Here is an 18,169-nt window from a genome sequence, read left to right as displayed (position 1 = left end):
CTTTGACCAGCCATTCGGCTGTTGAAAAGCGCTCCAAAGGGGGCAAAGCAAAAGCAGTGCTTTCCCGACGTCACCACACGCCGACAGGCAACGAACAAAAGCTCAAACCGCCGCAGCTTCCAACGTAGCCACGCGATTGCGCCCGCCATGCTTGGCGATGTACATCGCCTTGTCGGCCCGCTTGATCAGCGTCGCCACGGTATCGGTGGCGTTGCATTGGGTGACCCCGATGCTCACCGTGACTGCGGCCGGCACGCCTTCCACTTGCTCGCACTGGGCCTGGATCTTGAGGCGCAGATGTTCGGCCATGGCGATGGCGCGTGTGCTGTCTGCGCCCGGCAGGCCCAGCACGAATTCCTCGCCGCCCAAGCGGCCCAGATGATCGCCGTATTGCAGTTCTTCGCTGACCAGACGCACCACCGCGCGCAGGCAGGCATCGCCCAGGGCATGGCCGAAACAATCGTTGACCTGCTTGAAATTATCCAGGTCCAGGAACAACAGCGATAGCGGCATGCCTTCGCGACGGGTATTGAGCACCGCCCAATCCAGGCGATGTTCGATACCGCCGCGGTTGAGCACGCCAGTCAGCCAATCGCGTTCTGCATGCTGCTGGGCGGTATCGCGTTCGCGGCGGAAGGTGAGCATGCGGTCGGCCAGTCCGAGCGCCAGCACCACCGCGGTGAAGGCCAGCACCAGTGGCAAGCCGTATTGCAGCCAGGGTTCGACCGGGATGCCCATGCTGAGCTGGATCGCGCGCGCGGTGCTGAAAAACACCAACGGAACCCAGGCGATCAGGATGAAGCCCGCATGCCGCCCTCCCCTGCGCCAAGCCCTGTACAAGGCGGTGATCGCCAGTGCGTTGGTGAGCAGGAACAAGGCGTTGCCCACATTGGGAAACCATTCCTTGCGCGCGGGCCACGGCGCTACCAGCAACAGCAGCACCAGCGCCGGAATGTAGATGCCCACCCAGCGCATGGCCCGGCTCAGGCGCGGCACCCGCAAACGCAGGCCGGCGTAGTCCTGCAGCATCCACACCGCGGCCATGGTCGATAGCGTGGCGATGAACCAGATACCGGGCGCGCCGAACGCCGCCAGCGCGCGTAGGCCCGGCAGCGCGTAGGCCTCTCCATACGAGCACAGCAGGAACAGCATCTGCAGCGCCATGGTCGCTGCATAGAGCAAGTACACCCGCTCCCGCAGCATCGCCCAGAACAGCAGCACGGTCAGCGATACGCCCACCAGCACGCCTACCGACAGCAGCAGGATGCGCACCTGGGTCAGGTCGTGGGCGATATGCCGGGTGCGCGGAACCACCGCCACCTGCAAGGGATAACGTGCGCCCTCCACCTTGATGTCCACCGGGGCGTCGCTCAGCAACGGAAACACCAGCGCATGCCGCGAATACTGCGGATCCAGATCGCGATCGAACAAGGTCTGGGTGACCGGCTTGGCCAGGCCTGGACCCTGCACGCTGACCCGTGCGCTGTAAGGGTGGTAGACGAGCAACAGCGGCTGATCGATGCCGGCGGCCGGTTGCAATCGCCATTGACCATTGCCGATGACCGAAGGCGTATCGGGATCGGCGATGAAATCGCGTTCGGCGAAAATCCCCGCGTGCTGTTTGGCGGTGGAACCGCTGTCGGCAGCGAGGGGATCGATCCGCACGATGCCGTCTGCCTGGGCATGAGCGGAGCAAAGCAGCGCCAGGCACCACGTCCCCACCAGCAGCCAGCGCTTGCTCATCTCGCCCCTTGCTTGCCTGGCGCCAGTGTCAGCCTGAGGGGCAGCCCTTAACAAGCGCCACTCACACAAAAATGTGATGCACATCACTCTTTATACGAAACCACTTTGCCCTCAATACCCAATCCAGGAGTTGGGCGAGGTCCTGGTAAGCGCCGGGGTTCTAGTTGAATCCGCTACGGAAACCAGCGCCGCCTGGACCGCCAGAACGCGAGAATGTGGACTAACGCACACTTTTTCAGCGCAGCGGGTTGCAGATTTGCGCTACGTTGCCGGGCTTATTTGCGATGCATGCCGGGAGGGGCTTCATGCGCATAGGAATAGTGGTGGATTCCGCCTGCGATCTGCCGCAGGACTTCATTCAAAAGAACGACATCGTGCTGCTGCCCATCACCGTGCGCATCGGCGATGCGGTGCTGGCCGATCACCGGGACGAAGAAGCCACCTTGAGCTTCCTGCACGCGCACGTGGCCGAGCGCGGCCACGAAGCCGAGACGACTCCGTTCACGGTCAACCAGATCCGCGACCTGTTCCTGGAACGGCTGGTGATCGACTACGACCACGTCTATTGCATGACCATCACCAAGACGCGCAGCCCGATCCACGAGAACGCGATGCAGGCCAGCTTCGCCATCCTCAACGATTACAAACCGGTGCGTCAGGCCGCGGGCCACAACTCGCCGTTCGCGCTGCGGGTGATCGATACCCAGACTCTGTTCGCCGCCCAGGGCGTCACCGCGGTGGAAGCGGTGCGCATGCGCGCAGCCGGTTCCAACGTGCAGCACATGCGCACCAAGCTGGAATACCTAGCCGCCAACAGCCACGGCTACATGATCCCGCGCGATCTCTACTACCTGCGCGCGCGCGCGCGGACCAAGGGCGACCGCAGCGTCGGCCTACTCAGCGTCGCTTTGGGCAGCGCGCTGGACATCAAGCCGGTGTTGCACGGCCATGCCGGCAAGACCGAGCCGGTGGCCAAGATCAAGGGCTTCGAGAATGCGGTGGAACAGATGTTCAAGTTCGCCGGCAACCGGGTGATTTCCGGTCTGCTGACTCCGACCGTGTGCCTGAGCTACGGCGGCGAACTGGCCGAAATGCGCGCGCTGCCCGGCTACGCCCGCTTGCGCGATATCTGCGCCAACAACAACGTGGAAGTGTTTGAAAGCGTGATGAGCCTGACCGGCATGGTCAACGTAGGCAAGGGCGCGGTGGTGGTCGGCTTCGCCGCCGAACCGCATACCTTCAACGTCTCCTAACGTACGGATAACGCGGCGTCGCTAGGCTGTGTTCCTCTTCAATGGAGTGACCGCATGGCGACCCGCTACTACATCAGCCTCAAGGATCCGAAGAAGGCGCGCGGCAGCGATTCCGACCTCAGCTTCAGCGCCAACGGCGCCGATGCGTTCGCCTCGCAACTGCAGGAAGCGTTGGGCAGCGACAGCCTGTTCAAGCGCTGGCGCGATGCGCAACCCGATCCCGATGGCGTGGACGCCTCGCTGGGCGCGACCGATCCCGGCGCGACGGTCAAGGGCGAGCAGCACGACCTGCAGATCGATCTGATCGTGGTCACCTCGATTCCCGGCAGCGTGTTCAAGCACCGCCTGCGCCTGCTGGCCGGTAGCGCCTGGGAACTGCGCGACGTTTCTGCCGCCTGACCGGATGCCGGCGCCATGACCGTCGAGCCGGTATTGTTGTCCTGGAGCGGCGGCAAGGATGCGGCCTGGACCTTGCATCGCCTGCGGCAGTCGGGCGTTCCGGTGGCGGGGCTGATAACCACGGTCACCGCTGGCTACGAGCGCGTCTCCATGCAGGGAATCCGCAGGGAGGTACTGCATGCCCAGGCCATGGCCGCCGGACTGCCGCTGATCGAGGCGATGATTCCGCCGGCGTGCGACAACGCGGTTTATGAAGCGGCGTTCGCCTCCGCGCTGCGGTCGGCGCGCGAGCGCTGGCCGCGTACGCTGTCCATCGCCTTCGGCGATCTGTTCCTGCAGGACATCCGCGACTACCGCGTGGCGATGTGCGCACCACTGGGCTGGCGGGTGCTGACGCCCTTGTTCGGCAGCGACACCCCATCGCTGGCGCGGGAGATGCAGGCAGGCGGGTTGAAAGCGGCGATCTGTTGCGTGGATACCCAGCAACTATCCGCCGACTTCTCCGGACGCGATTTCGACGCGGCTTTGCTGGACGCGTTGCCGGCGGACGTGGATCCCTGCGGCGAGAACGGCGAATTCCATACCTGCGTGCACGCCGGGCCGATGTTCGAGCACCCGATCTCCATCACGCGTGGCGAAACCCTCCTGCGCGACCAGCGATTCGCCTATACCGATTTCGAGCTGCAAACAGGCCCGGCGACATAGACCGGCGTAGGAGCGACGTAGGAGCGACGTAAGTCGCGAAACCAAGAAAACCGAAGCGAACGATTCGCGACTCACCTCGCTCCTACGGTTTCAGGCTTTCAAGGCGGCGGCGTGGTGGGCGATGTGCTCGCCGATGAAGCTTTCGATGAAGTAGTAGCTGTGATCGTAGCCAGGTTGCAGGCGGAGCGTCAGCGGATGGCCGACCGCTTCGCAAGCCGCCTCCAGCAGTTCCGGTTTGAGCTGGTTGGCCAGGAATTCATCGGACCCGCCTTGGTCGACGAGCAGCGGCAGCCTTTCCGATGCGCCGGCGACTAGCGCCGTGGCGTCCCACGCTTTCCACGTTTCGCGGCCTTCGCCGAGATACGCGGCGAGTGCCTTCTCGCCCCACGGCGCCTGCGACGGCGCCACGATCGGCGAGAACGCCGACACGCTGCGGTAGCGGCCGGGATTCTTCAGCGCCACGATCAGCGCGCCGTGCCCACCCATCGAATGGCCGCTAACGGCACGCGCGTCGGTGACCGGGAAATTCGCCTCGACCAGCGCCGGCAATTCCGACACCACATAGTCGTACATCCGGTAATGCCTGGACCACGGTGCCCGAGTGGCGTTGATATAGAAGCCAGCGCCCTTGCCCAGGTCGTAACCGTCCGCATCGGCCACCTCCTCGCCGCGCGGGCTGGTGTCCGGCGCGACCAGGATCACGCCGTGCTCGGCCGCATAGCGTTGCGCGCCGGCCTTGGTGATGAAGTTCTGTTCGGTGCAGGTCAGGCCGGAGAGCCAGTACAGCACCGGCAACTTCTGCGTCGCGGCCTGTGCCGGCAGGTAGATCGCGAAATTCATTTCGCAATCCAGCGCTTCGGATCGGTGCCGGTAGACGTCCTGCCAGCCGCCGAAGCAGGCGCGGTGTTCGATGCGTTCAAGTGTCATGCGTGCGAGTGTCATGCGTGTTCCTGAGGTTCCTTCCCGGCGTCGGGAAGGAACCGGATGGCCGCTTCTGCGAGGTCACGCGGCCAGCACGCCGCGCAATTTTGCTACTTGGGTGGAGATCGCGTCCATGAGCGCCGGCGACAGGCAGTCGTACGGCTCCAGGCCCAGTTCGCGCAAACGCGCGCGCACCGCTGCCATCTGCGCCGGGGGGGTTCCGGTTTCGATGATAGAGGACACGAACGCGGCGAAACCCGGCGCCGACCAGCCGCTCTGCGGCGACAGTTCGGTGTGGACGAAGTCCAGCCCGTAGAACGCATGCTCCTTGTTCTCGATGCGGCCGAACATGTGCACGCCGCAGTCGCTGCAGGCATGGCGCTGGATGGTGGCCTTGTCGTCGACGATCTTCAGCTTCTGCGCATTGGCGGTGACGGACACCTTGTCCCGCGGCACCACCGCGACCACCGAGAACGTGGCGCCCGGCGGCTTCCAGCATTTGCTGCAGCCGCAGGCGTGGTTGTGGGCGGTTTGCGCGTCGACCTTGACGGTGACCTGATCCTGGGCGCAATGGCAGGCCAGCGTGCCGCCTACGAAATTTTCGTCGCCCGCCTTGATGCCGTTGTCTACCGATGGATGAATCTTGACTGTGCTCATGGTGACCCTCCGGTGCGGAAACCACCGATTCAGCGGATGCGCGGAACGCCCGCGCGACGCCCCTGTAGCAACACGCGTCAGTAGTGGATCACCGTACGGATCGACTTGCCTTCGTGCATCAGATCGAAGGCTTCGTTGATCCCATCCAGCGGCAGAGTGTGGGTGACGAAGGGCGCCAGCTGGATGTCGCCGCGCATCGCGTCCTCGACCATACCCGGCAACTGGGTGCGTCCCTTCACCCCGCCGAAGGCCGTGCCCATCCACTTGCGCCCGGTGACCAGCTGGAACGGCCGCGTGGAGATCTCCTGCCCGGCGCCGGCCACGCCGATGATCACCGACTGGCCCCAGCCGCGGTGCGCGCATTCCAGCGCCGCACGCATCACGTTGACGTTGCCGATGCACTCGAACGAATGGTCCACGCCCCAGCCGGTCATTTCCACGATCACCTGCTGGATCGGCTTGTCGTGGTCCTTGGGATTGACGCAGTCGGTGGCGCCCATCTCCTGCGCCATCGCGAACTTGCCGGGATTGGTGTCGATGGCGATGACGCGGCCGGCCTTGGCCTGGCGCGCGCCCTGGATCACCGCCAGGCCGATGCCGCCCAGGCCGAACACGGCCACCGAATCGCCCGGCTGCACCTTGGCGGTGTTGTGCACGGCCCCTATCCCGGTGGTGACGCCGCAACCGAGCAGGCAGACCTGTTCGTGATTGGCCTGCGGATTGATCTTGGCCAGCGAGACTTCGGCCACGACCGTGTATTCGCTGAAGGTCGAGCAGCCCATGTAGTGGTAGATCGGCTGGCCGTTGTAGGAAAAGCGCGTGGTGCCGTCGGGCATCACGCCCTTGCCCTGGGTCGCGCGCACCGCTACGCACAGATTGGTCTTGCCGGATTTGCAGAACTCGCACTCGCGGCATTCGGCCGTATACAACGGAATCACGTGATCGCCTGGGGCGACGCTGGTGACGCCTTCGCCGACTTCGACCACCACGCCCGCGCCTTCATGGCCCAGCACCGCCGGGAACAGGCCTTCCGGATCGTCGCCGCTCAGAGTGAACGCGTCGGTATGGCAGACGCCGGTATGGGTGATTTTGACCAGCACTTCGCCCTTCTGCGGCGAAGCGACGTCGATCTCGACGATCTGCAAAGGTTCGCCTGCAGCGAAGGCGACGGCGGCGCGTGATTTCATGTGCAACTCCTGCGAAGTCTTGCCGGCATCCGCGGGGCGGACGGCAGCGGTTATTTTACCTGTTTGCCGTGCTTGACCACGATGTCCACGCGCTGCAGCAGGGCGACCTGCTTCAGCACGTCGCCCTTGACCGCGATGATGTCGGCGTACTTGCCTTCGGTGACGCTGCCGTAGTCCTTGTCGGCTTTCATGGCCACTGCCGGCCAGTAGGTGGCGGCGCGGATGGCGTCGATGGCCGGCACGCCCAGCTGGTTGACCCACACGTCCAGCTCGTTCCAGGTGCTGCCGCTGTGGAACTTCATCGGAATGCCCGAATCGGTGCCCACCAGCAGCATGGCTCCGTTCTCGCGCAGCTGCTGGAACTTGCGCTTGAGCGTGGGCCAGCGCTGCGGGGTCTGCTGGAAATAGCTGATCCGTTCGGGATGCTCCAGCGACTTGCGGATATCGGCCACGATTTCCGGGGTCAGCCCTTCGTGCCAGGCATCGCCATCGATGAACTCGTGGTTCTTGACCGTATAGGGGAAGTTGTAGAGGCCCTCGATGGTCGGCGTCCAGAACAGCGGGCCGGCCGACATGTTGGCGGTGCGCTCGCGCAGAGCCTTGATGACGTCCTCCGGATATTCCGGCGCGGCGGCCAGGCCGGTGTGTTCGAAACAATCCACGCCCGCTTTCAGGCCGCGGCGGATCTCCTCTGGACGATGCGCGTGCGCGACCACCGGCAGGCCATGCTTGTGCGCCTCATCGACGATGGCGGCGATTTCCGCATCGCTCATCTGGTCCTGGTCGATCAGCTTGATGGTATCGACGCCCGCCACGGCCAGCTTGCGTACCTTGGCGCGCGCATCGGCGGGAGAATCCACGCCCCAGCGGAATTGCTCGGTGCCCGGATAGGGCTTCTTCTGGATGAAGGGACCCGACACGAAAAGCGTTGGCCCCGGAAGTTTTCCCTGATTGATCGCATCGCGCACCGCGATGCTTTCCTCCAACGGCCCGCCCAGATCGCGCGCACCGGTCACGCCGGCCATCAGCAACTGCTTGGCCGAGGCCGGCATGATCACGCTGCCGAATTGCGGAGGATAGGTTTTGTCCCAATACGCGTAGTCGGAGTGCCCGTTGAGCATCAGGTGCACATGCATGTCCCACAACCCGGGCAGCACGGTCATGCCTTCGGTCGAGATCACCTTGGCGTCGGCCGGAACCGCCAGGCTGCCCACCGTGCCGACGGCGACGATGCGCTCATCCTCGATCAGGATCACGCTGTTGCGGATCGGATCGCTGAGCGTGCCGTCCACCAAGGTGCCGCCGACCAGCGCAGTGCGTTCTACTGCCTGTGCTGCCGGGACGAAGACGAGCAGAACCAACAAGCAAAAGCCGGCGAATCGCATCATCGTTGGACTCCCTAGAAAGGAATCCAGATTACAGCAGCGGGATCAGTATGCGAACTCTTTGAACACGCGGTCGATATCGCCGTTCCATGCGCCATGGAAGAGGGCCAGTTTGCGTTCGGCCGGGGTTTCGTTGGCTTCGGCGAATTCCACCAGCGGATCGAGGAAGCCCGATTCGTCGCTGCCCTTGCTGTTGAGCATGGCGCGGCGCTGCAACCCGTGCACTGCGATCTTCAATGCCTCCATGGCCAAGTCGCGCACGCTGCCGCCGCGGAACGGCAGCTTGAGCGCGTGTTTCGGCACGCCGTCGCGCAGCGCATTGCGTTCTTCCAGGCTGAAGTCCTTGACCAGGTCCCAGGCCGCATCCAGTGCGGTCTGGTCGTAGAGCAGGCCTACCCAGAACGCGGGCAGCGCACACAACCTTCCCCACGGACCGCCATCGGCGCCGCGCATCTCCAGGAACTTCTTCATGCGCACTTCCGGGAATGCGGTGGTCATGTGGTCGGACCAGTCGGTCACGGTGGGCAGCGCGCCCGGCAATGCGGGCAGCTTGCCGGCCATGAAATCGCGGAAGCTCTGGCCCGAGCAGTCGATGTATTCGCCGTTGCGGTAGCTGAAGTACATGGGCACGTCGAGCAGGTAGTCGACGTAGCGTTCGTAGCCGAAGCCGTCTTCGAACACGAAGTCGAGCATGCCGGTGCGGTCCGGATCGGTATCGGTCCAGATGTGCGAACGGTAGCTCTGGTAGCCGTTGGGCTTGCCTTCGGTGAACGGCGAATCAGCGAACAACGCGGTGGCGATGGGTTGCAAGGCGAGCGAGACGCGGAATTTCTTCACCATGTCCGCTTCGCTGGAGAAATCCAGGTTGACCTGCACGGTGCAGGTGCGCTTCATCATGTCCAGGCCCAGCTTGCCGACCTTGGGCATGTAGTTGCGCATGATCTGGTAGCGGCCCTTGGGCATCCACGGCATCTCGTCGCGCGTCCACTTGGGCTGGAAGCCCATGCCCAGGAAACCGAGTTGCAGTTCGTCGGCGACCGTCTTCACTTCCTTCAGGTGCGTGCCGACTTCGCTGCAGGTCTGATGGATGTTCTCCAGCATGCCGCCGGACAATTCCAGCTGGCCGGCCGGTTCCAGCGTGACCGAAGCGCCGTCGCGCAGCAGTGCGATGACGTGGCCGTGCTCTTCGACGGGCTGCCAGCCGAAACGGGTCAGACCTTTCAACAGCGCTTCGATCCCGCGCTCGCCATCGAAGGTCGGCGGACGCAGGTCGTCGAGCCGGAAACCGAACTTCTCGTGTTCGGTGCCGATGCGCCAAGCGGCCTTCGGCTTTTCGCCCGAAGCGATGTAAGCGGCCAGTTGGTCGCGGTCGGTGATGGGCGTATCCGCAACATGGCTGGGACTGGACAAGGGCGGATACTCTGCGTCGGAGACTAGGGAATGTTGGGCCGCTGCCCTGACATCGCAAGGCCCGCACTATATCCTGAGCCGATGCGCCCGATCGTTGCCGCCCTGCTGCTTCTGTGTTCCGCCGATGCCATGGCGCAGGCCGCTCCACCACCGCTACAACCGGAGCGCGCTCAACTGGAGCGTGGCAACGGCCCCGAACCCAGCACGCTGGATGCGCACCGTTGCCAGGAAGTGTCGTGCGGCAACGTATTGCGCGACCTCTACGAAGGCTTGGTGACCGAGGATTCCGCAGGCAGGTTGATTCCCGGTATTGCCGAGCGCTGGGAGGTATCGGCCGATGGCCGCACCTGGACCTTCCATTTGCGCGAAGGCCTGCGCTGGTCGAACGGCGAACCACTGGATGCGCCGCAGGTGGTGGCCAGCTTCCGTCGCGCCTTCTCACCGAAAACAGCCGCGCCGTTCGCCGAGCTGTTCGATGCCCTGAGCAATGCGCAGGCCGTGCAGGCGGGCAAGCTCGCTCCCGAAACCTTGGGCGTGGCGGCGCCCGATGCGCGCCGGGTCGTGTTCACTCTCAGCCGCAGTGCGGCCCTGCCTGCGTTGCTGACGCTGCCCATCGCGTTTCCCGTCTATCTGCCGGCAGTGGAGCGATTCGGCGCGCAACACACGCGTCCGGGACGCTTGATCGGCAACGGCGCTTATCGGTTGCTGGCGTGGACGCCGCAGGCCAACCTCACTCTGGAGCGCAACCCGCGCTTCCACGATGCGGCCAACGTATCTATCCAGCGCGTACGCTTCCAGGTAACCGAAGACGCTGCGGCCGAGCTGCAGCGTTTCGCCGCCGGCGATCTGCACTTCACCGAGACGGTGCCGCCGCAACCGTTGGACGTATTGCGGAAAAGATTCGGGAACCAGTTGCGCATCTCTCCTTATCTGGGGGCTTTCTGGTTGGGGATGAATCTGGGCAAGCCCCCTTTCCGAAACGACCACGCCTTGCGCGAGGCGCTGTCGCTGGCGGTGGACCGCGACAAGCTCACCCGTTACGTCACCGGCTTGGGCGAACAACCCGCCTACGGTCTGGTACCGGGTGGAATCCCCGGCTACACCGGCGCCCGCATGGCCTGGGCCGACGCCACCCAGGCGCAACGGGAGGCGCGCGCCAAGTCGTTGTACCGCGCCGCCGGTTATTCGGCCGAGCGGCCGCTGGTGCTGGAATTGCGCTACAACACCTCCACGCCCCACCGGCGCATGGCCTTGGCGGTGGCGTCGATGTGGCGCGACGTATTGGGAGCGCAGGTGCGGCTGCGCAACGAGGAATGGAAAGTATTCGTGCAGAACCGCAAGCAACGCGCGATCACCCAGGTGTTCCGCGGCGGCTGGGTCGGCGATGTGGTGGACGCGCGCAACTTTCTGGCCGCATTCGGCAGCGACGGTCCGCTCAACTGGACCGGCTACGACGATGCGGGTTTCCGCCAACGGTTGGCCAAGGCCGATGCTGCCAAGACCGAAGCCGCGCGCAACGCCTGGCTGCATGCGGCGGAGCAGAAGCTTTTGAACGACCATGCGGCGATACCGCTGTACTTCTACACCTCCAAGCACCTGGTCAGACCGGAAGTGCTGGGCTTCGAAGCCAATCCGCTCGACCGCCATGCCTCGCGCTGGTTACGCTGGCGCGATTGAGAAGAGGAAACCGCATGCGCGCCAGACATCGTGAAGTGCACCGCTCCAACCGCGTCGGCTGGCTGCGCGCGGCGGTATTGGGCGCCAACGACGGCATCGTTTCCGTCGCCGGCCTGGTGGTGGGCGTGGCCGCCAGCGGCGCCAGCCATGCGGTGATCCTGACCAGCGGAGTAGCAGGCCTGGTGGCGGGCGCCATGTCCATGGCGGCAGGCGAGTATGTTTCCGTGCAATCGCAAGCGGATACGGAAAAGGCCGATTTGCGCCAGGAAAAACAGGAGCTGGCCGATGACCCGCACACCGAACTCGCCGAACTGGCGCATATCTATGTGCGCCGCGGCCTGACTCCCGCGCTTGCGCATCAGGTCGCCGAACAGCTGACCGCGCACGACGCTCTGGGCGCCCACGCGCGCGACGAACTTGGCATCACCGAAACCTTGCGCGCGCGCCCGGTGCAGGCGGCCATGGCTTCGGCAGCCGCTTTCACCGTGGGCGCGCTGGTGCCGCTGGCTGCGGTATTGCTGGTGCCGACGGAGAATGTCGGCATGGCGACCATTGCGGTCACGCTGGCCAGCCTTTTCGTCTCCGGCGCTTTGGCCGCTTACGCTGGCGGCGCGCCTTTGCTGCGGGGCGCGTTGCGGGTGGGTTTCTGGGGAGCGATGGCGATGGCGGCTTCGCACTTGATCGGCAACTTGTTCGATGTGCGCGTGTAGTGCGATACCGAACAGGCCAACAATGCATGGTGTCTACATGCCGCTGCACCTCGAGTATCGTGGTTTTGTGAGGCGCCTCCTTTCACGCCTACTCGAAGCGTTCATCACTTTGTGGCTGCTGGCAACGCTTTGCTTCGTACTACTGCGCGCCGCGCCCGGCGGCCCGTTCGATACCGAAAAATCCGCGCCGCCCGAAGTGCAGGCCGCACTCGCCGCGCAATACCGGCTGGACCAGCCCCTCATCGCGCAGTACGGCGCATGGCTGGGCGACGTGATGCGCGGCGACCTGGGTCCTTCCTTCCAGTACCCGGACTACACCGTCAACCAATTGATCGCCCAAGCGCTGCCGGTGTCGGCGCTCAACGGCGGACTCGCGCTGCTGCTGGCGTTGCTGCTGGGAATTCCCCTGGGAGTATTCGCCGCGTTGCGGGCGGGCAAGTGGATCGACCGTAGCCTGATGCTGCTTGCGGGATTGGGGCTGGCGATCCCGAAGTTCGTCGCCGCGCCGCTGCTGGTATTGCTGTTCGCGGTGACTCTGCACTGGCTGCCGGCCGGCGGCTGGGGCCAGTGGAGCAATCTGGTGCTGCCGGTGATCGCGCTGGCCCTGCCCAACATCGCCTATTGCGCGCGGCTGACCCGCGTTTCGATGCTGGAAACCCTTTCCGCGGATTACCTGCGTGCCGCGCGCGCACGTGGATTTTCGGAGACGCGCCTGTTGTTCTCGCACGCGTTGAAGCCCGCATTGCTGCCGGTGGTGGCGTGGCTGTCGCCGGCATTGATCAACGTGGTGACCGGCTCTGCGGTGGTCGAACAGGTCTTCGGCATTCCCGGCATGGGCCGCTACTTCGTGCAAGGCGCCTTGAACCGTGACTACACCCTGGTGCTGGGCGTGGTGCTGGTGGTGGGCGCGCTGATCGTGGCGATCAACACCCTGGTGGACGCGCTGCGCGGATGGATGGACCCGCGCCTTGACCAGTAGGTCGGGGCTACGCCCCCGACGCTCAAGATGCACGCCCGGCAAGCGTCGGGGGCGTAGCCCCGACCTACTCCGAGTCCACGTCGGCCAGAGCCATTACCCACTTCGGTACGACGGGTTCGCCCGCATAGAACTCCTTCGGTTTCTTCTCGGCCATCGCCCAGCGGTGCAGCCAGCTGGGGCCGTAGCGGCCGTTGTAACCATCGGGGCGCGCATAAGCGGGGTCGCGCATCGCTTCGTCCACGGTGATGAAGCGGTAACCGCGGCGGCGCGCGGCCGCGATCAGCTCCACGAAGCTGTCGGCATTGAGCTCGTTGGCATGCATCAGCCATATCTGCGGCAGCGCGTAGCCCAGCAGCTGTTGCGATTGCGCTTCGTAGTAATCCAGCTTGTTGAGCATGTAGGGTACGTAGCCCAGACGCAGACGCAGCAGCGATGCTTCGCGCTCGGGCGTGTCGGCCTGCGTGTTCATCACGTTGGCGTAGGCGAAGGCCCACACCCATTCGCCGTTGTCCACGGTGACCGGCGCGATGCGGTAACCGTGCTGGGCCAGGAATTCCGCCACGTCGGCCCTGTCGGCCGCCGTGCGACCCGCGCGCAGGTAGGGATGGCGGAACCAGCGCGGCGCCATTCCCCGTTCGGCCAGCAGCGGACGCAGTTGCCGCTCGCCGTCGAGGATGTCTTTCTCGTAAGCCGGAATGCCGACCATGTGCAGATCGACGTGCGCGTAAGTGTGGTTGCCTAGCTCGTAACCTGCATCCAGCCAGTCGCGCAGCATCGCCACGCGCTGCGGATCGACTTTGCCGTCGATTTCCAGCTTGTTTTCGTTGACGAAGCCGATGCCCGGCACGTCCGCCTGCTTCAGCGCCGCGATCAAACGCTCATGGCGCGCCTGCAGGTCAGGTGGTGCGATGCCGTCCAGACGCGCCCACGGCAGATCGTCGATGGTGACGGCGATGCGGCGGTCGGTACTCTCGGCCGCGTGCGCTGCGAACGCGGGCGACCATGCGCAGAGCCACAACAGAAAGACCAGTAGCCGCATGCGCGAAATCCTTTGAGAACGGGGCCGAAGAAGATAACCGCGGATCGGAATCCTAGACTTGCGAAAACCCCAGCCACCCGTTCACCACCGCGCGCGCCTCGTCCACGCCCTGCTTGGACTCGCCGGAGAAGGTCTGCACGCTGACGGTGTCGCCGAACAGGGAGAACAGCTCTTTCTTCACCGCCTGCAGCGCGTTGGCCTGCTGGCCGCGGCCCAGCTTGTCGGCCTTGGTCAGCAGCGCATGGGCCGGGATGCCGCGCTCCACCGCATAGCTGAGCATGTGCCGGTCGTATTCCTTCAGCGGGTGGCGGATGTCCATCACCACCACCAGGCCCTTGAGGGCATTGCGGGTGCGGAAGTAGCGATCCAGGAATGCCTGCCAGTGGTCCTTCAGCTCGTGCGGCACCTTGGCGTAACCGTAGCCGGGCAGGTCGACCAGGTATTTGTCCTGCTCGATTTCGAAGAACACCAGCTGCTGGGTGCGGCCAGGGGTCTTGGAGACCCGCGCCAGCGCCTTCTGCCGGGTCAGCGCGTTGAGCGCGGTGGACTTGCCCGCATTGGAACGGCCGGCGAAGGCGACTTCATGGCCGATGTCGGCGGGAAGCTGGCTGGGGATATGCGCCGCCAGCAGGTATTTGGCTTTTTCTAGGGGATTGAACATGCCACTAGGATGGCACGGCGACGGCCGCACCGGCGCCGCCACGACCGGGGAAAAGCCCGCAAAAAGCCGGCGACGCCCGCTTTCATTGACCCGCAAGGCCTGCCCCGACGATAATTCCCCTGTTTCGCGGCCGCCGCTCGGCGCCGCTTTTTTCGATATTCCCGGAGCTTTAGCATGCGCCACGCTCGCGTTTTTGGACTTGCCGGACTGGCCATTGCGGCCGTGGGTGCGGTCGCATTCGCCCAGACCACCGTGGCTCCGCTGCCGGACAACGCGCCCGTGGTGACCGCGCCGCTGGAGATCGACCTCAGCAAGACCACCTGGGGCGATGCCAAGGCCGGCCAGACCAAGGCCTCGGCCTGTGCCGCCTGCCATGGTGCCGACGGCAATGGCAGCGACCCGCAATACCCCAACATCGCCGGCCAGAGCGAGCGCTACATTGCTCACCAGGTCGCCCTGATCGCCAGCGGCCAGCGCGGCGGGACGGCGGTGGCCATGGTTCCGTTCGTGAAGGACCTGACCCCGCAGGACATGCGCGACATCGGCGCCTACTTCGCCACCCAGAAGGCCAGCGCAGGCCTGGCTGACGACACGGTGATCGCCGACGGCACCTACAAGGGCATGAAGTTCTACGAAGTGGGCCAGCAGCTGTACCGCGGCGGCGACGCTGCCCGCGGCATTCCCGCCTGCATGGCCTGCCACGGCCCCAGCGGCGCCGGCAATCCCGGCCCGGCCTACCCGCACCTGGGTGGCCAGCGTCAGGATTACGCCGCCCGCCGCCTGCAGGAATACCGCACCGGCACCACCACTGTGAAGGATCCGGCGCTGTTCAACATCATGGCGCAGGTCGCCAACAAGCTGACCGACCAGGAAATCCAGGCGCTGGGCACCTATCTGCAGGGCCTGCACAATCGCGCCGACGATGCCGCCGCTTCGGCCGGCAAGGCCGCGCCCGCCGCTCCGCCCGCACCTGCCGCCGAGCCCGCACCGCAACAGTCGTGAACCTTTCGCGCCCGGCGCGGTCCGTGGATCACAGCTCTTGTTCATTGCGCCGGCCCGATCATGGCCGGCGTTTCTTTTTGTGCCACGAGGCCGCCCGATGAAACTGCGCTTTGCCCTGTTGCTGCTGGCGTTGCTGCCGCTATCCGCCTTCGCCGCCGACCCGGTCGCCGGCGTGGACTACGTGGAGATCGCGGACGGCAAGCCCTACGCGCCGCTCAACGGCAAGGTGGAAGTGGTCGAGGTCTTCGGCTACACCTGCATCCATTGCGCGCACTTCCAGCCCGTGGTCAGCGCCTGGCACAAGAAGCAGCCTTCCTGGGTGCGCTTCACCCCGGTGCCCGCCGCGTTCGGCGGATTCTGGACGCCCTACGCCCGCGCCTACTACGCCGCCGCCAAGCTGCGGGTGCTGGCCAAGACCCACGATGCGATGTTCAAGGCGCTGCACGAACAAGGCAGCCTGCCGATCCAGAATGCCTCCTCCAATGAGATCGCCACCTGGTACGCCAGCTACGGCGTCGATCCGCAAGCCTTCGTCGCCGCGATGGAAAACCCGGCGACGGACCTACTGCTGGAACGCTCCAAGGAATTCGCCCTGGCCACCGGCGTCGAATTCACCCCGACGCTGATCGTCAACGGCAAATACCGGGTGACCGGTGGCTCCTTCGAGGACACCCTGCGCATCGCCGATTATCTGATAGCGCGGGAACGTGCCCGGAAATAATCGCCGTGCTCTGATAAACAGTGCTTCTGTAAAAGATGCAGGCACTCAAGAAACGATCGCCCCTTCTCACCCCTCCTAGGATCCAAGCATGAGAATCCATCACGCCCTGATGTTGTCGCTGCTGCTGCCGCTGATGGCGGCTTGCTCCAAGACCGAAACCCCGGCAGAGGCCGCAGCCCCGGCGCCCGCCGATGCAGCGCCCACGATCGCCGCTGCGACCGGCGCCACGGCGCCGGCCGAAACCGCCGCGCCCGAACCCGCCGCACCCAACAACAATCCGGCGGTGGTCCCGCAAGGCGCTGAGCCGGTGGCTGGGACCGACTACCTGGACATCGAAGGCGGCCAGCCCTGGCAGCCGGTCGATGGCAAGATCGAAGTGGTCGAGATGTTCAACTACATCTGCCCGGCCTGCTATGCCTTCGATCCCACCCTGCGTAGCTGGAAGGCCAAGCAGCCGGCCGACGTGAATCTGGTCTACGTGCCGGCGCAGTTCCGTCCGGACTTCGTTCCCTACGCCAAGGCCTTCTTTGCGGCCGAATCGCTGGGCATCGAAGAAAAGAGCCACCAGGCCGTGTACGAAGCGATCCACCTGAAGCACAGCATTCCGGCCGAAGGCGACAAGCCCGACGAAGCCAAGGTAGCCGCGTTCTACACCCAGTACGGCGTGAGCGCCGAGCAGTTCCTCAACACCATGAAAAGCTTCGCGGTGGCCGGCCGGATCAACAAGGCCAACCAGTTCATGATGCGTAGCAAGGTGGAAGGCACGCCCACCCTGATCGTCAATGGCAAGTACCTGATCAAGGGCCGCAGCTGGGAAGACATGCTGCGCATCGCCGATCATCTGATCGCCAGGGAACGCGCCGCGCAATCGGGTGCGGCGAAGTAATCCGACCGGTCGCCCCCATGACCGCAGCGGACACGCGCCGGCTCAAGCTGCTCAGCGCCAACATCCAGGCGGGTTCCAGCACCCGCCGCTACAGCGACTATGTGACCCGCAGCTGGTCGCACGCGCTGCCGACCGGCAACAAGCGCGTGAGCCTGGATTCGATAGCGAAGATGGCCGGCGAGCACGACATCGTCGGCCTGCAGGAAGCGGACCCCGGCAGCCTGCGCTCCGGGTTCACCAACCAGACCCACTACCTGGCCGAACAAGGCGGCTTCGACTACTGGAGCCACCAACCCAACCGCAACGTCGGCCGGGTGGCGTCCAGCGCCAACGGCCTGCTGAGCAAACTGGAACCGGTGGAAGTCAGCGACCATGCCCTGCCCGGCCGTATCGGCGGACGCGGCGTGCTGATGGCGCGCTTCGGCGACGGCGATGAGGGCCTGGTGGTGGCAGTGGCGCATCTGTCGCTGGGCGCGGTCTCGCGCCGCTCGCAACTGGCGTTCATCGCCGAACTGCTGGCCGACCACCCGCATGCGGTGCTGATGGGCGATTTCAACTGCGTGCCGGACCGGCCGGAAATGGATCTGCTGTACACCCGCACGCACCTGCGTCCGCCGGCCTTCTGCGTGCCCACTTTCCCCAGCTGGCGTCCGCAACGCGCCATCGACCACATCCTGGTCAGCGAGCGCCTGGCATTCGCCGATGCGCGCGCCATTCCCGCCGCGTTCTCCGATCATCTGGCGTTGGCGATGAGCATCGACGTACCGCAAGCGGCGCTGCGTTGAGCCGCAACCTGCCCGCCGGCAAAGCCTGAAAAGAAAACGGGCGGCGATT

Annotated in this window: 18 protein-coding genes; 10 read left to right on the top strand and 8 right to left on the bottom strand. The window is 65.0% G+C overall.

Translation table 11 applies throughout. From position 1 onward, the window contains the following. Nucleotides 1-102 precede the first annotated feature (102 nt). On the bottom strand, nucleotides 103-1,743 hold the full coding sequence (locus BLR66_RS17510; RefSeq protein WP_176943941.1) for a sensor domain-containing diguanylate cyclase: 1,641 nt from the start codon (nucleotides 1,741-1,743) through the stop codon (nucleotides 103-105). A gap of 305 nt (nucleotides 1,744-2,048) precedes the next feature. Here BLR66_RS17510 and BLR66_RS17505 point away from each other — a divergent pair, with 305 nt between their 5' ends. Genes BLR66_RS17505 through BLR66_RS17495 form a run of 3 tightly spaced genes read left to right on the top strand, consistent with a single transcriptional unit; the run spans nucleotide 2,049 to nucleotide 4,100 of the window. After that, the gene (locus BLR66_RS17505; protein ID WP_093289855.1) at nucleotides 2,049-2,996 is read left to right on the top strand and encodes a DegV family protein; all 948 of its coding nucleotides are present in this window, start codon (nucleotides 2,049-2,051) and stop codon (nucleotides 2,994-2,996) included. A 54-nt stretch (nucleotides 2,997-3,050) separates the two neighbouring features. After that, nucleotides 3,051-3,395 (top strand): hypothetical protein, encoded by a 345-nt coding sequence (locus BLR66_RS17500; RefSeq protein ID WP_093289854.1) that lies wholly within the window; start codon nucleotides 3,051-3,053, stop codon nucleotides 3,393-3,395. Nucleotides 3,396-3,410: 15 nt separating this feature from the next. Next, on the top strand, nucleotides 3,411-4,100 hold the full coding sequence (locus BLR66_RS17495) for a Dph6-related ATP pyrophosphatase (protein WP_093289853.1): 690 nt from the start codon (nucleotides 3,411-3,413) through the stop codon (nucleotides 4,098-4,100). Nucleotides 4,101-4,190: 90 nt separating this feature from the next. Here BLR66_RS17495 and fghA read toward each other — a convergent pair whose 3' ends face one another. From fghA to BLR66_RS17470, 5 genes are all read right to left on the bottom strand, one after another. Further along, complete coding sequence (gene fghA, locus BLR66_RS17490) at nucleotides 4,191-5,042, bottom strand: S-formylglutathione hydrolase (RefSeq protein ID WP_255402753.1); 852 nt, start codon at nucleotides 5,040-5,042, stop codon at nucleotides 4,191-4,193. A 60-nt stretch (nucleotides 5,043-5,102) separates the two neighbouring features. Next, on the bottom strand, nucleotides 5,103-5,678 hold the full coding sequence (gene gfa, locus BLR66_RS17485; RefSeq protein ID WP_093289851.1) for an S-(hydroxymethyl)glutathione synthase: 576 nt from the start codon (nucleotides 5,676-5,678) through the stop codon (nucleotides 5,103-5,105). A 77-nt stretch (nucleotides 5,679-5,755) separates the two neighbouring features. Beyond that, nucleotides 5,756-6,865 (bottom strand): S-(hydroxymethyl)glutathione dehydrogenase/class III alcohol dehydrogenase, encoded by a 1,110-nt coding sequence (locus tag BLR66_RS17480; RefSeq protein ID WP_093289850.1) that lies wholly within the window; start codon nucleotides 6,863-6,865, stop codon nucleotides 5,756-5,758. Between the two features lie 50 nt (nucleotides 6,866-6,915). After that, on the bottom strand, nucleotides 6,916-8,226 hold the full coding sequence (locus tag BLR66_RS17475; RefSeq protein WP_218119668.1) for an amidohydrolase family protein: 1,311 nt from the start codon (nucleotides 8,224-8,226) through the stop codon (nucleotides 6,916-6,918). 69 nt (nucleotides 8,227-8,295) lie between these two features. After that, complete coding sequence (locus BLR66_RS17470; RefSeq protein WP_093289848.1) at nucleotides 8,296-9,660, bottom strand: glutamate--cysteine ligase; 1,365 nt, start codon at nucleotides 9,658-9,660, stop codon at nucleotides 8,296-8,298. A gap of 81 nt (nucleotides 9,661-9,741) precedes the next feature. Between BLR66_RS17470 and BLR66_RS17465 the strand changes: the two genes are divergently transcribed. From BLR66_RS17465 to BLR66_RS17455, 3 genes are read left to right on the top strand one after another with little or no spacing between them, the layout of a single operon-like run. Next, nucleotides 9,742-11,337, top strand: coding sequence for a peptide ABC transporter substrate-binding protein (locus BLR66_RS17465; protein WP_176943940.1), 1,596 nt, complete (start codon nucleotides 9,742-9,744; stop codon nucleotides 11,335-11,337). A 14-nt stretch (nucleotides 11,338-11,351) separates the two neighbouring features. Then, nucleotides 11,352-12,047, top strand: a complete 696-nt coding sequence (locus tag BLR66_RS17460) for a VIT1/CCC1 transporter family protein (RefSeq protein ID WP_093289846.1) — start codon at nucleotides 11,352-11,354, stop codon at nucleotides 12,045-12,047. 37 nt (nucleotides 12,048-12,084) lie between these two features. Beyond that, nucleotides 12,085-13,026 (top strand): ABC transporter permease subunit, encoded by a 942-nt coding sequence (locus BLR66_RS17455; RefSeq protein WP_093289945.1) that lies wholly within the window; start codon nucleotides 12,085-12,087, stop codon nucleotides 13,024-13,026. A 64-nt stretch (nucleotides 13,027-13,090) separates the two neighbouring features. Here the strand turns inward: BLR66_RS17455 and BLR66_RS17450 are convergent, their stop codons facing one another. Together BLR66_RS17450 and yihA are read right to left on the bottom strand one after the other, a co-directional pair. Then, complete coding sequence (locus tag BLR66_RS17450; protein WP_093289845.1) at nucleotides 13,091-14,065, bottom strand: polysaccharide deacetylase family protein; 975 nt, start codon at nucleotides 14,063-14,065, stop codon at nucleotides 13,091-13,093. 52 nt (nucleotides 14,066-14,117) lie between these two features. Beyond that, entirely contained in the window at nucleotides 14,118-14,726 is a 609-nt protein-coding gene (yihA, locus tag BLR66_RS17445) for a ribosome biogenesis GTP-binding protein YihA/YsxC (protein ID WP_093289844.1), read from the bottom strand. A gap of 174 nt (nucleotides 14,727-14,900) precedes the next feature. Between yihA and BLR66_RS17440 the strand changes: the two genes are divergently transcribed. The 4 genes from BLR66_RS17440 to BLR66_RS17425 all read left to right on the top strand — a co-directional run bounded on the left by BLR66_RS17440 (nucleotide 14,901) and on the right by BLR66_RS17425 (nucleotide 18,120). After that, nucleotides 14,901-15,728, top strand: a complete 828-nt coding sequence (locus BLR66_RS17440; RefSeq protein ID WP_093289843.1) for a c-type cytochrome — start codon at nucleotides 14,901-14,903, stop codon at nucleotides 15,726-15,728. A 97-nt stretch (nucleotides 15,729-15,825) separates the two neighbouring features. Beyond that, nucleotides 15,826-16,449 carry a thiol:disulfide interchange protein DsbA/DsbL gene (locus tag BLR66_RS17435; protein ID WP_093289842.1) on the top strand — a complete coding sequence of 208 codons (624 nt, stop codon included), beginning with the start codon at nucleotides 15,826-15,828 and terminating at the stop codon, nucleotides 16,447-16,449. A gap of 88 nt (nucleotides 16,450-16,537) precedes the next feature. Further along, entirely contained in the window at nucleotides 16,538-17,335 is a 798-nt protein-coding gene (locus tag BLR66_RS17430; protein ID WP_093289841.1) for a thiol:disulfide interchange protein DsbA/DsbL, read from the top strand. A 17-nt stretch (nucleotides 17,336-17,352) separates the two neighbouring features. Next, nucleotides 17,353-18,120 carry an endonuclease/exonuclease/phosphatase family protein gene (locus tag BLR66_RS17425; RefSeq protein WP_093289840.1) on the top strand — a complete coding sequence of 256 codons (768 nt, stop codon included), beginning with the start codon at nucleotides 17,353-17,355 and terminating at the stop codon, nucleotides 18,118-18,120. Nucleotides 18,121-18,169 lie beyond the last annotated feature (49 nt).

Source organism: Pseudoxanthomonas sp. CF125 (assembly GCF_900104085.1).
Lineage (GTDB): Bacteria > Pseudomonadota > Gammaproteobacteria > Xanthomonadales > Xanthomonadaceae > Pseudoxanthomonas_A.
Note: the sequence above shows the minus strand (reverse complement) of the source record. Positions and strands in the feature narration are given on the sequence as shown.

Coding starts and splice junctions, on each gene's coding strand:
- BLR66_RS17510 (WP_176943941.1), bottom strand. CDS start 1,743: ATGAGCAAGCGCTGGCTGCTGGTGGGGACGTGGTGCCTGGCGCTGCTT.
- BLR66_RS17505 (WP_093289855.1), top strand. CDS start 2,049: ATGCGCATAGGAATAGTGGTGGATTCCGCCTGCGATCTGCCGCAGGAC.
- BLR66_RS17500 (WP_093289854.1), top strand. CDS start 3,051: ATGGCGACCCGCTACTACATCAGCCTCAAGGATCCGAAGAAGGCGCGC.
- BLR66_RS17495 (WP_093289853.1), top strand. CDS start 3,411: ATGACCGTCGAGCCGGTATTGTTGTCCTGGAGCGGCGGCAAGGATGCG.
- fghA (WP_255402753.1), bottom strand. CDS start 5,042: ATGACACTCGCACGCATGACACTTGAACGCATCGAACACCGCGCCTGC.
- gfa (WP_093289851.1), bottom strand. CDS start 5,678: ATGAGCACAGTCAAGATTCATCCATCGGTAGACAACGGCATCAAGGCG.
- BLR66_RS17480 (WP_093289850.1), bottom strand. CDS start 6,865: ATGAAATCACGCGCCGCCGTCGCCTTCGCTGCAGGCGAACCTTTGCAG.
- BLR66_RS17465 (WP_176943940.1), top strand. CDS start 9,742: ATGCGCCCGATCGTTGCCGCCCTGCTGCTTCTGTGTTCCGCCGATGCC.
- BLR66_RS17460 (WP_093289846.1), top strand. CDS start 11,352: ATGCGCGCCAGACATCGTGAAGTGCACCGCTCCAACCGCGTCGGCTGG.
- BLR66_RS17455 (WP_093289945.1), top strand. CDS start 12,085: ATGCCGCTGCACCTCGAGTATCGTGGTTTTGTGAGGCGCCTCCTTTCA.
- BLR66_RS17450 (WP_093289845.1), bottom strand. CDS start 14,065: ATGCGGCTACTGGTCTTTCTGTTGTGGCTCTGCGCATGGTCGCCCGCG.
- yihA (WP_093289844.1), bottom strand. CDS start 14,726: ATGTTCAATCCCCTAGAAAAAGCCAAATACCTGCTGGCGGCGCATATC.
- BLR66_RS17440 (WP_093289843.1), top strand. CDS start 14,901: ATGCGCCACGCTCGCGTTTTTGGACTTGCCGGACTGGCCATTGCGGCC.
- BLR66_RS17435 (WP_093289842.1), top strand. CDS start 15,826: ATGAAACTGCGCTTTGCCCTGTTGCTGCTGGCGTTGCTGCCGCTATCC.
- BLR66_RS17430 (WP_093289841.1), top strand. CDS start 16,538: ATGAGAATCCATCACGCCCTGATGTTGTCGCTGCTGCTGCCGCTGATG.
- BLR66_RS17425 (WP_093289840.1), top strand. CDS start 17,353: ATGACCGCAGCGGACACGCGCCGGCTCAAGCTGCTCAGCGCCAACATC.